This window comes from Roseibium salinum (assembly GCF_026240905.1).
In the GTDB taxonomy this organism is placed as follows: domain Bacteria; phylum Pseudomonadota; class Alphaproteobacteria; order Rhizobiales; family Stappiaceae; genus Roseibium; species Roseibium salinum.
The window spans coordinates 898640-910726 of record NZ_JAPEVI010000003.1; the positions used below are offsets into that span (position 1 = coordinate 898640).

7 protein-coding genes and 2 pseudogenes are annotated in these 12087 nt (G+C 60.3%); 3 read left to right on the forward strand and 6 right to left on the reverse strand.

Features of this window, described 5'->3' with window-relative positions:
* Positions 1–51: 51 nt before the first annotated feature.
* A pseudogene (locus ON753_RS08775) lies at positions 52–1691 on the reverse strand (extracellular solute-binding protein).
* Positions 1692–2047: 356 nt separating this feature from the next.
* On the opposite strand from ON753_RS08775, the gene ON753_RS08780 reads away from it, so the two are divergent.
* Entirely contained in the window at positions 2048–3121 is a 1074-nt protein-coding gene (locus ON753_RS08780) for an ABC transporter ATP-binding protein (RefSeq protein ID WP_265962168.1), read from the forward strand.
* On the opposite strand, the pseudogene ON753_RS08785 reads toward ON753_RS08780, so the two are convergent.
* Together ON753_RS08785 and ON753_RS08790 are read right to left on the reverse strand one after the other, a co-directional pair.
* Positions 3096–3327: pseudogene (locus tag ON753_RS08785) on the reverse strand (DDE-type integrase/transposase/recombinase); the annotation flags it as partial. The gene ON753_RS08780 and the pseudogene ON753_RS08785 overlap by 26 nt on opposite strands.
* 494 nt (positions 3328–3821) lie before the next feature.
* Positions 3822–7505, reverse strand: coding sequence for a vitamin B12-dependent ribonucleotide reductase (locus ON753_RS08790; protein WP_265962169.1), 3684 nt, complete (start codon positions 7503–7505; stop codon positions 3822–3824).
* A 638-nt stretch (positions 7506–8143) separates the two neighbouring features.
* Between ON753_RS08790 and ON753_RS08795 the strand changes: the two genes are divergently transcribed.
* Both ON753_RS08795 and ON753_RS08800 read left to right on the forward strand, forming a co-directional pair.
* A complete protein-coding gene (locus ON753_RS08795; RefSeq protein ID WP_265962170.1) occupies positions 8144–8854 on the forward strand; it encodes a response regulator in 711 nt (236 codons plus the stop codon).
* A 204-nt stretch (positions 8855–9058) separates the two neighbouring features.
* Positions 9059–9445 carry an NADH:ubiquinone oxidoreductase subunit NDUFA12 gene (locus tag ON753_RS08800; protein WP_264417509.1) on the forward strand — a complete coding sequence of 129 codons (387 nt, stop codon included), beginning with the start codon at positions 9059–9061 and terminating at the stop codon, positions 9443–9445.
* 71 nt (positions 9446–9516) lie between these two features.
* Here the strand turns inward: ON753_RS08800 and aat are convergent, their stop codons facing one another.
* The 3 genes from aat to accB are packed head-to-tail and all read right to left on the reverse strand — an operon-like array spanning position 9517 to position 12087.
* Positions 9517–10197 carry a leucyl/phenylalanyl-tRNA--protein transferase gene (aat, locus tag ON753_RS08805; protein ID WP_265962171.1) on the reverse strand — a complete coding sequence of 227 codons (681 nt, stop codon included), beginning with the start codon at positions 10195–10197 and terminating at the stop codon, positions 9517–9519.
* 51 nt (positions 10198–10248) lie between these two features.
* Positions 10249–11595 carry an acetyl-CoA carboxylase biotin carboxylase subunit gene (accC, locus tag ON753_RS08810; protein ID WP_265962172.1) on the reverse strand — a complete coding sequence of 449 codons (1347 nt, stop codon included), beginning with the start codon at positions 11593–11595 and terminating at the stop codon, positions 10249–10251.
* A 15-nt stretch (positions 11596–11610) separates the two neighbouring features.
* The gene (gene accB / locus ON753_RS08815; protein WP_264417504.1) at positions 11611–12087 is read right to left on the reverse strand and encodes an acetyl-CoA carboxylase biotin carboxyl carrier protein; all 477 of its coding nucleotides are present in this window, start codon (positions 12085–12087) and stop codon (positions 11611–11613) included.

Sequence of the window (12087 nt, forward strand, 5' to 3'; positions counted from 1 at the left end):
GGACCGGAAGGCGCTGGCGGAGAGGTCCCCGCCAGCGGATTTGCTAAACGATCAAAGCCCCAGGCTGGCCCTGTACAGCTTCAGTTGGCTTTCGCGGCCGATCTGGTCGGTGATCTTTTCCCAAGCTGCGGCAATCGCGTCCGCGGTTTCCTGGGCAGACTGGTATTGTCCGGCAAAACCCTTTGCCAGTTCGTCTTCCGCCACGGAATAGTACTGAAAGATCCCGGGGATCCGAGGTTCTATGGCTGCATTCGGATGGTTGTAGCTGTCCGCGTTTGAGCCGAGGTAGTCCTCGACATAGGCGCGATCGTAGCCTGCGGCCTCCCATTCGTCGTAATTGAAGTTGGATTGACGATAGGGCTGAAAGCCGGACGGATAGGCGGACGTCCACAGCGAGATGTCCTTTCCACCCAGATGTGCCGCGGCAGACCAGGCTGCCTTGCGCTTCTTGGCGTCGCCGGACACGCGTTTGGTCACGTAGATGCCCCAGCCGAGGTAGGCCATGTTCGGCGCTTCGTTGAATTTGTCTTCCCACTCGCCGGTCATGCGATTGTAGACCCGGTCAGAGCCGGGGTTGAGACCGAAACCGACCACGTCACCAACGACCGAGGTATCGGAAGTACGGGCACTCGAACCGACGTCTCCCCACCACATCAGCATGGAGCCGGTGCCGGCAAGGAACTGCGAGAACGCCGTGGTACCCGGGTCTGCGTTGATCTGGTCCGCCGGATAGGCATTTGCCGCGATCAGATCCATGACGTCCTGTATGGCCTGAACCCATGCGGGGTTGTTGACCAGAGGCGCCATGTTTTCGGGGTCGAACAGCCAGGCGGGATCGCCCGGATATTTCGCATAGGCAGTTGCGCGGTTCTCGATGAAGTAAAAGCCGAACCCGCCCCAGCCCTTAAGCGGGTCGAGATAGCCATAGGCCGGCAACCCGGTGAGCGGGTCGGTCTTGCCAGCGAGAGCCTTGGAGACTTCGTTGACTTCCTGCCAGGTTTTCGGGGGGCGTTTTTGCCACTGATCGATCCCTCGCCGAAATAGTCCTTCCTGTAGGCGAAGGTATGGCAGTCGCCGTCAATCGTGACGCGGTAAGTCTTGCCGTCCCAGGTGCCGACAGGCGGCTTCAGGTAGTCCACGAGGTCGTCCGCCTCGATCTGCTTGCCAACCCAGTCGGGCATCTCATCCAAAAGCCCTCTGCCGGCAGTATCCCCTTCGAATGGAGCACCCATTTCAAGGATGTCGAAGTCGACGGTACCAGTTGCGATCGACTGTTGCAGGCGGGCGTTATAGTCGGCCTGGGCAAGGTCGATCCAATTGATCTTGGCTCCGGTGTAGGCCTCCCAGGCCTTCAGGAAGCCGCGGAACAGGAAGTTGTGGAGGTTCTGGTTGTTGAGACCCATGAAGGTCAGCTCAACCCCTTCGAATTCGCCCTCCGCAACATTGGCCTTGGTCGGGCCAAGGCAGAGTTCGCCGACCTTCTGCCAGTCGGCGTCCGTCGGCGAGCCCTTGCCCACGCCGGGAATTTGCAGGATTTGGGCGCGCACGTCGTCTGCGGCAAACGCCCTTCCGGGAAGTCCGCCCACTGCGCCCGCGGCGCCAAGAAGTGCAGCAGCGCTGGCCGTGCCGCGCAGAATGTCGCGACGGCTCGCCTGACGGCGCATCAGAGCATCGTAAATCTCGACTTTCATGTGATCTCCTCCACGTTTCATTTCCCTGCCGCCCACCGGTCTTTCGGCATGGTTTTACCGGTCCGGTTTTTACCTCTGGCTTCGAGCGGAAGTATCTGGTAAGCAAGAAATGAAACGTTTCATATCTTGCTTGAAGTGGCTCCTCTTCCCAACTTCGCGTCGAAGCATTAGACGGGAAGGGGAAAATGTCAACAGGAAATGAAACGTTTCATGGAGGAGGTTTCCATAGGATTTCCGCGCCTGGGCAAGGGTGATTATTCTCCCGGTCCAGTATCTGAAATTCAGCGATTGGATAATGAAAAAGCTTCGAACACGGCTTTGCTGAAGGGGCCGGCCGCGAGGCGAATGGGAGTGAGATGGCTGAGGTCAGTATTTCCGGGGCGCAGAAGGCCTACGGTGCCGTTAACGTACTTCACGGCGTAGATATCGATATCGCCGACGGCGAGTTCGTCGTACTCGTCGGGCCTTCCGGCTGTGGCAAGTCCACCTTGTTGCGCATGATCGCGGGACTTGAGAGCATCACGAGCGGAACCATTTCAATCGGCGGTAAGGTGGTCAATCACCTGCCGCCGAAAGATCGAGACATCGCGATGGTATTCCAGAGCTACGCACTTTATCCGCACAAGACTGTGGCCGAAAACATGGTCTTTGCGTTGCGCCTGCAGAAGATGCCCGCCGATGTAATCAAGCAGCGCCTAAACGCGGCCGCCGAGACCCTCGATCTTGCTCCCTATCTTGACCGCTATCCGCGCCAGTTGTCCGGAGGACAGCGTCAGCGAGTGGCCATGGGGCGGGCCATTGTCAGATCCCCGCAGGTGTTCCTGTTTGATGAGCCCCTGTCGAACCTTGATGCAAAGCTGCGCGTGCAGATGCGCAAGGAGATCAAGGAACTGCACCAGCGGCTGAGGACGACGACGGTCTATGTCACCCACGACCAGGTCGAGGCGATGACCATGGCCGACAAGATCGTCGTCATGCAGGGTGGCAATATCGAGCAGATCGGTACACCGCTGGAACTCTACGATTGGCCCACCAACACATTTGTCGCAACCTTCATCGGCTCGCCCTCGATGAACCTCTTGAAGGGAACCTACAAAGCGGACGGCAACATATTTGTCACCGAAGAGGGTGATGAAATCGCACTCAGCTTCAAACCGGATGCAGTCGAGGGACAGGCTGTCCTGCTTGGTGTGCGACCCGAGCACCTGTCGCTTGCCGAAAGCGGTCTGAAGGCAACCGTCAGCGTGACCGAACCGACCGGTCATGAAACCATGGTGTTCCTACGCTACGGCGGCAGCGAAATCGTTGCGGTTTTCTCCGAGCGCCATGATTTCAAGCCGGGTGAGGACGTCGCCATCGCCGCTCGCGCAGAAAAACTGCACCTATTCGACAAGCAAACGGGCAGGACGCTGCGGCCCGGTCCGGCTTGAAGCCCAGCATAGGACGGGTTCGCCGTTTAATGAAATCGGTGATCCTCGACTATGTTGTTGAGATATTCGATCTGCATCGGACAACCGAAGCGCCGCAACAATCGATCGATCCCATTGATCCTGGCGGCGTAGGTGCCATGCTTATCGATCACGATCTTGCGCGGCATACCGTTTGCTTCCTGAGCACGTGCGAAGAATTTGTTGGCCGGCCATGTCAGCGAGCAATGATAGGGTTTTCCGTCAAACCTCCATCAATGATCGAGACGATGAGCCTGCCTCACGAACGCGGCGGCCCTGGAAACGACGCTGCTACCCCAGCGAAAGATCGGTTTTATCAGAAATTGACAGGGCGCCCATAGAAAGCACCTTTTCCAATCGACTGCGCGCGATGTTCAACTGCAAGCCGGTCGGCCTTCGCAAAGCGGATGACGGAGAGGGCGTACGGGGCTGGTGGTTCGATCTTTGGCAATGTTCTAAAGCTGCGGAGGAATTTAGCCCGTGCGAACGGCAGCTATCCGACCAAGTCGTTCAGAAGCTGTCTGGCAGCAAGGGGCGCCAGAGCCGCCATTAAAATGCACGGACAAAAAGAACCCGCCCGATCGTCTCCGATGGGCGGGTTTCTCATTTCAGGGCCGTTTGAGCCGCTTATTGGCCCAAATCGTCAATCCTATGCGACTCGGGACAACAATCAGTCTCTTCCTCAGCTGCAGCCGTTCGTTGCGCCGCAGGTGTCGCATTTCAGGCAGGTGCCGTTGCGGACCATGGTGAAGTTGCCGCATTCCGAGCAGCTTTCGCCTTCGTAGCCTTTCATGCGGGCCTGGGCGATCTGCTGGGCAGCCGAGGAGGCCTGCGGGGCAGGGGCGGTGGAGAACTCCACGGCTGCGGCGGCTTCGGAACCGCGGGCGAAGGCCTTTGCAACCGCGGAGACCTGACCCGAGGGGGCGTTGGAGGTCTTGACCGAGATGGCGTCGGTTGCCTCGCCGGCCGGGTCGGAGGACCTGGAGACCAGGCGGAAACGCTCGGTCTGGCCGCGGACGAGGCCGTGGGACACAACGCCGGAGTCGCCCTTTTCCATGTTCTTGACCGCGCCGGCACTCACCGGACCAGTGAAGGCTTCGAGCGGAACGTGGGCGAGGTCGTGGCGGCCGAGATAGGAAACCGCCAGTTCGCGGAACACGTAGTCGAGGATCGACGTGGCGTTCTTGATCGCATCGTTGCCCTGGACCATGCCGGCCGGCTCGAACTTGGTGAAGGTGAAGGCGTCGACATATTCTTCGAGCGGCACACCGTATTGCAGGCCGAGCGAGACCGAGATCGCGAAATTGTTGATGAACGCCCTGAGTGCGGAGCCTTCCTTGTTCATGTCCAGGAAGATTTCGCCCAGGCGGCCGTCATCATATTCGCCGGTCCGCAGGAAGATGGTGTGGCCGCCGATCTTGGCCTTCTGGGTATAGCCCTTGCGGCGGGCCGGAAGCTTCTCCTGTTCACGCACGACCCGCTCGACGATACGTTCGACGATGCGTTCCGCCACCACTTCGGCGCGTGCGGCATGCGGTCTGGCGGCGAGTTCCTCGAGCAGATCCTCCGCCTCGTCGTCGTCATCGGCCAGAAGCTGCGAGTTGAGCGGCTGGGACAGTTTGGAGCCGTCGCGGTAAAGCGCATTGGCCTTGAGCGCGAGCTTCCAGGAGAGCATGTAGGCTTCCTTGCAGTCCTCGACCGTCGCATCGTTCGGCATGTTGATCGTCTTGGAGATCGCGCCGGAGATGAACGGCTGGGCGGCGGCCATCATGCGGATGTGGCTTTCCACCGACAGGAAACGCTTGCCGATGCGTCCGCACGGGTTTGCGCAGTCGAAGACCGGATAATGCTCCTTCTTCAGGAAGGGGGCGCCTTCCAGGGTCATTGCGCCGCACACATGGGTGTTGGCGGCTTCGATCTCGGATTTGGAGTAGCCGAGGAAGGTCAGCAGATCGAATTCCGGATCCTGCATCTGCTCGTCGGTGACGCCGAGTGCCTTCAGCTGCTCGTCGCCGAGCGTCCAGCGGTTGAAGACGAACTTGATGTCGAAGGCGGACTTCATGCCGTCCTTCAGCTTCGCCAGGCTCTCATCGGTAAGGCCCTTGGCCTTCAGTGCCGCCGGGTTGACTCCCGGGGCCTGATCGAGGGTGCCATGGCCGACGGCATAGGCTTCTATCTCGCCGATCTCGCTTTCCGAATAGCCGAGCATACGCAGGGCTTCGGGCACGGCGCGGTTGATGATCTTGAAGTAGCCGCCGCCGGCCAGCTTCTTGAACTTCACCAGGGCGAAGTCCGGCTCGATACCGGTGGTGTCGCAGTCCATGACCAGGCCGATGGTGCCCGTCGGTGCGATGACGGTCGACTGTGCGTTGCGGAAGCCGTTCTTCTCGCCCAGTTCGAGCGCGCGGTCCCAGGCTTTTCTTGCCCGTTCCACAAGCACCTGATCCGGACAGGACGCATGGTCCAGCGCCACCGGGGGAGTGTTCAGGCTTTCGTAGCCCTCAGCCTCGCCATAGGCGGCGCGGCGGTGGTTGCGGATGACACGCAGCATGTGCTGTGCGTTCTTCTTGTATCCGGGGAAGGCGCCGAGTTCGCCGGCCATCTCCGCGGATGTTGCGTAGGCAACACCGGTCATCACGGCGGTCAGCGCTCCGCAGAGCGCACGGCCTTCGTCGGAATCATAGGGAATGCCGGAGGTCATCAGCAGGCCGCCGATATTGGCATAGCCGAGGCCGAGCGTGCGGAATTTGTAGGACAGTTCGGCGATTTCCTTGGACGGGAACTGCGCCATCAACACCGAGATTTCCAGAACGACGGTCCACAGGCGGACGGCATGTTCGTAGTTGTCGATGTCGAAGGAGCGGTCTTCCCTGCGGAACTGCATCAGATTCAGCGATGCAAGATTGCAGGCCGTGTCGTCCAGGAACATGTATTCCGAGCACGGGTTCGATGCGCGGATCTCGCCGTCGGCAAGGCAGGTGTGCCAGTCATTGATGGTGGTGTGGTACTGCAGGCCCGGATCGGCGGATGCCCAGGCGGCATAGCCGATCTGCTCCCACAGTTCCTTCGCCTTGACGGTTTTCAGCGTCTGGCCGGAGCGCCGCGCGGTCAGGTCCCAGGTGCTGTCCTCGACGACGGCGTTCAGGAAGCCGTCGGTGACGCGTACGGAGTTGTTGGAGTTCTGCCCGGCAACGGTGAGGTAGGCTTCCGGATCCCAATCGAGGTTGAAAGTCGGGAACTCGATCTTGGTGAAGCCCTGCCTGGCGAACTGGATGACGCGCTGGATATAGTTTTCCGGCAGCATCATCTTTTTCGCGGCGCGGATTTCCCGCTTCAGTGCCGGGTTCTTGGCCGGGTCGAAGCAATCGCCATTGTCCGCCTCGCAGTTGACGCAGGCGCGCATGATGGCGCTGAGGTGCTTCTGGCAGATCTTGGAGCCGGTGACGAGCGCGGCCACCTTCTGCTCTTCCTTGACCTTCCAGTTGATGTATTCCTCGATATCCGGGTGATCGACATCGACCACGACCATCTTGGCCGCGCGGCGGGTCGTGCCGCCTGACTTGATCGCGCCGGCCGCCCGGTCGCCGATCTTCAGGAAGCTCATCAGGCCGGAGGACTTGCCGCCGCCGGAGAGCCGTTCGCCTTCCGCGCGGACATGGGAGAAGTTGGAGCCGGTGCCCGAGCCGTATTTGAACAGACGCGCCTCGCGGACCCACAGGTCCATGATGCCGCCTTCGTTCACAAGGTCGTCGCCGACGGACTGGATGAAGCAGGCGTGGGGCTGCGGATGCTCGTAGGCACTCGTGGATTTGGTCAGTTTGCCGGTCTGGAAGTCGACGTAGAAGTGGCCCTGGCCCGGGCCGTCGATGCCGTAGGCCCAGTGGAGGCCGGTGTTGAACCATTGCGGGGAGTTGGGCGCCACCTTCTGGGTCGCCAGCATGTAGCGCAGTTCGTCATAGAATGCGCGGGCGTCGGCTTCCTGATCGAAATAGCCGCCTTTCCAGCCCCAGTAGGTCCAGGTGCCGGCCAGACGGTCGAAGACCTGGCGTCCGTCGATTTCAGACCCGTAGCGCTCGTCCTCGGGCAGGTCCTGAAGGGCAGCCTCGTCGGCCTCGTGGCGCCACAGCCAGGAGGGAACGGTGTTTTCCTCAACCGGCTTCAGCTTTGCCGGCACGCCGGCCTTGCGGAAATATTTCTGCGCCAGGATATCGGAGGCAACCTGGGAGAACTGGGCGGGGACCTGAACGTTCTCCAGCCGGAAGACAATGGAGCCATCCGGATTCCGGATTTCGCTGGTGGTCGTCCGAAATTCAACACTGGCGTAAGGCGATTGGCCTTCCTTCGTGTAGCGCCGCTCGATCCGCATTCTCTTCAGTCCCTTTGTCTTCAGGCCCGGCTCTCGTCTAACCGGTTCCTCGTCCGCATCTCATTCGGCCCGGTGTCTCCACCAGCCCGTTCGCCGAATGCCGCCCTGTTGCTTACAGGCTCTATCCTGTATGTAGCGTATCTTGTGTGTTGATCCACCATATATAGTGCTTCTCAACAGGTTTGTCACGATGCGCGCGGTGAAAATCGGCACAGCAAATCCCGTTTCCCGGCCTAGGTTCAAAACCGGGAAGTGTGACTCGAATACTGAACTTTTTGGATGACCGGAGCGCCTGGGAGGGGCCCCGCTTACGCGCATCTCAATGATTAAGAAACTAGTGTAAATGAATTCTTAAGGTCAAGGCGCGAGTGACAACAGCTAGTGCTCATGTTGTGGGCGATCGCAAAATATTGTGTTTCGGTGTGGATTATGGGGAGTGGGCGGAGAGGGCGCAAACCCGGGGAAATTTGCGCTTGCTTTATCGGCCAAGGAGTGCTGCCCGCCATGGTGCGCGCGCCTGTGGATGATAATGGCCGGCGTTTTATGAAAATTTAAAGAAAATGGCGGGGGACGCCTTCAACCGGGTTTAATCGACCTCTGGTTTAGTGCGGGCGTGACAGGGAAGGGGCCCGTATTTTATGAAACATCACGCAGCCTTCGGGCTTTCGATGGAGGACATCGACGCAGTTGTCGTGGAAGACAGCAAGCCGATGCAAACGATTCTGCGTTCGATTCTCCTCAGCTTCAAAGTTGCACGGGTGCGGGTTTTCGATTCGGTCGACGACGCGCTCGAAGCGAGTCTCGCCGAACCGCCGAACGTCATCCTGACCGACTGGCGGATGGAGCCCACTTCCGGTTACCAGTTCCTGCGTCTTGTGCGGCACCGTCATATGGAGCCGCTGTGCTTCGTGCCGATTCTCTTCGTCACGGCGCATGGCACCAGGCCGCTGGTGGACAAGGCGCTGCGGGCCGGCGCGCACCATGTTCTGGTGAAGCCGGTATCTCCGTCAACGCTCTACAAGCGCTTGAGATGGCTTCTGACCGACGACCGGCCGATGACGCTGGAGCATTCCGGTTTCTACAATATCTACGGCATCCACAAGACCATGGACGAGCAGGCGGGCAAGATGCAGTCCCTGGCAGGCGCACGCCTCTATCACAGGGTCGCGACCCAAAAGCGCGCCGAAGTGGAAGACGCCGTCGAAGCCGCATTCGAAAAAAAGGCCGAGTCCGGCCCGGTCTTCGCCGGCGTGAAGAAGGAAGAGGTGAAGGCGCAACCGCGTTCGGCGGCCGCCAGGCACATCCGCAACGCGGGATATGCGACCGTCAAGGATGTCAAACTCCACTGACGCGGCCGGCCGCCGAGCGGCCTCCGTCCCCAGGCAGTTTGCCGGCAGGCGCGGCGACCGGTTTCCCTGTAAATTCTGTTTGCCTGCGGCGGTGCGGCACTGGACATATGCCGCTCTTGCCGCCATAGTCCGCCGAAATCCGGCGGCTCCGTTTCTGGCCGGCCGGACCCGAAGACATTGAACTCAAGGGACCTTTTGAGGGCCATGAAGACTCTGCTGCTTGAACTCTTCACCTGGTGGAACAGCCAGACCATGGGCACCCGCTTCTTTACGTGGCGCAAGGGCGATTTCGTCGGAGAAGATGAATTCGGCAACAAGTACTACAAGGAACGCGACGGCAAGAAGCGTTGGGTGATCTATAACGGTCCCGCGGAAGCCTCTGCAATTCCTTCTGGCTGGCATGGCTGGATGCACCATCGGACCGATACGGCGCCGTCGGAGGAAACCTATCATGCGAAGCACTGGCAGAAGCCGCATGTCGCCAACCGTACCGGCACGCCGGAAGCCTACCGTCCGCACGGCTCGATCCTGACACCGGAAAACCGTCCGGAAGTCTCCGGCGATTACGAAGCCTGGACGCCTGGAAGCTGAGGCAATCGCCGCCGGTTCTCCAATACAAAAGCCCCGCACGCTGGCGGGGCTTTTGTATTGAGGAGGCCGGCTCAGCGTGTGTTTGAGCTGTCCAGAATGGACAGGACTTCCTCGCCGCGGGCATGCGGCGACAGGGCGTAAAAGTCCGTTTCCAGTTTCAGTGCCTCCGCGAGCCTTTCGTTGTAGTCGGCCTGGGACACTTCCTGCGCGCCGAATTTGCTCAGATGGTCGGTGACGAATTGCGTGTCGAGCAGGCTGTAGCCGCCGGCGATCAGCCGCGCGACCAGATGCGCAAGGCAGACCTTTGACGCATCTGTCCTGAAGGTGAACATGCTTTCTCCGAAGAAAGCACCGTTCAGGCTGACGCCGTAGAGCCCGCCGACAAGTTCACCCTCCTGCCAGGCTTCCACGGTGTGGCAATAGCCCATGTCGAACAATTCGCTGTAGAGGCGGCGGATTTCCCGGTTGATCCAGGTTTTCTGCCGGCCGGGCATGGGTTCGGCGCAGCCGTCGATGACGCCCTGGAAATCCGTGCTGACCCGAATTTCGAATACATCGTTGCGGATTGTGCGCCTGAGGCGCCGGGGCATGTGAAACCGGTCGAGCGGCAGGACACCGCGACGTTCCGGCTCCAGCCAGAACAGGCCCGGGTCGTCTGCCGATTCGGCCATGGGGAACAGGCCGCAGGCATAGGCTTTGAGCAGCACTTGCGGCGTGATTTCCATAACGATGTCGTCTTTGTATCCAGCCATGGGGCCTCACTGTCCGGTTGTGGAGGGGTGTGCCCCTTCACTGCAGCCCGGTCAGCCCGATTTCTTGGCCAGGTACTTTTCCAGCCAGTGGATATCGTACTGACCGTTTGCGATGTCCTGATTGTCAACCAAATCGCGGAAAAGCGGAATAGTCGACTTGATCTCGTCAACGACAAATTCATCCAGGCAACGGCGCAGGCGCATCATGCATTCCACCCGGTTCCGCCCGTGAACGATCAGCTTGCCGATCAGGCTGTCATAGTAGGGCGGGATCTTGTAGCCTTGATAGACACCGGAATCGACGCGCACACCAAGACCTCCCGGCGGGTGGTAATAGGTGATGGTGCCCGGAGACGGTGCAAAGGTGACGGGATCTTCCGCATTGATACGGCACTCGATCGCGTGCCCTTCAAACCGGATGTCTTCCTGCTTCATGTCCAGCGTGCCGCCGGCGGCGATCCGGATCTGTTCGTTGACCAGGTCAATACCTGTAATCATTTCGGTGACCGGATGTTCCACCTGCAGGCGGGTATTCATCTCGATAAAGAAGAATTCGCCGTTTTCGTAGAGAAACTCGACAGTGCCGACGCCGCGGTATTTCAGCTTGCGCATGGCGGTGGCAACGATCTCGCCGATTTCGTTGCGCTGATCGGCGTTGAGGGACGGGGACGGGGCTTCTTCCAGAACCTTCTGGTGGCGGCGCTGCAGCGAGCAGTCGCGTTCGCCAAGATGGACCGCGTCGCCCTTGCCGTCGCCCAGCACCTGGATTTCGATGTGGCGCGGCTGCGCGAGATATTTTTCCATGTAGAGCGCATCGTCGCCGAAGGCGGCCTTTGCCTCGCTGCGCGCCGTTGAAAGGGCGGTGTCGAGTTCCGCCTCGCTCCTGGCGACCTTCATCCCGCGGCCGCCGCCGCCGGCAGCTGCCTTCACCAGAACGGGATAGCCGATCTCGCGGGCGATCGCATGCGCGTCGTCCTGCGGCGTGACGGCTCCGTCCGAGCCGGGCACAACCGGAATACCAAGGTCCTTGGCCGTCAGCTTGGCCTGGATCTTGTCGCCCATGATGCGGATATGCTCCGCGGTCGGGCCGATGAACTCGATGTTATGTGCTTCCAGGATCTCCGCGAACTTGGCGTTTTCCGACAGGAAGCCGTAGCCCGGGTGGACAGCATCGGCGCCGGTGATTTCGCAGGCGGCCAGAAGCTGTGGAATGTTGAGATAGCTGTCGCGGGCGGCAGGGGGCCCGATGCAGACGCTTTCATCCGCCAGACGCACATGCATGGCATCCGCATCCGCGGTGGAGTGGACCGCCACCGTCGAAATGCCGAGCTCTTTGCAGGCGCGCAGAATGCGCAGGGCGATTTCGCCACGGTTGGCGATGAGGATCTTTGAGAACATGGCCGTGACGGCTCCTTATTCGACGATGATGAGCGGTTCGCCGAATTCCACCGGCTGGGCGTCGTCCACGAGGATCTGCTTGACGACACCGGCCTTGGTGGAGGGAATGTGGTTCATGGTCTTCATGGCTTCGATGATGAGGATCGTCTGGCCTTCGCTGACCTTGTCGCCAACCTGGATGAACGGTGGGGTTCCCGGTTCCGGGGAGAGATAGGCCGTGCCGACCATCGGGGAGGTCACGGTGCCCGGATGGGAGGCTGCGTCGGCGGCCGGAGCGGCCGAGGCGTGAGGGGCTGCCGGTGCTTCTGCAGGACCGGGCGCGGCCTGTTGGGGAGCTGCCATGTTGACAGGTGCATTGATCGACAACTGACGGGCGACGCGGATGCGCGTATCGCCATGCTCCAATTCGATCTCGGAGAGATTTGTCTCATCCAGCAGGACTGCGAGATCCCGGATCAGGGCCGTGTCGAATTTCTTGTTATCATTACGCAT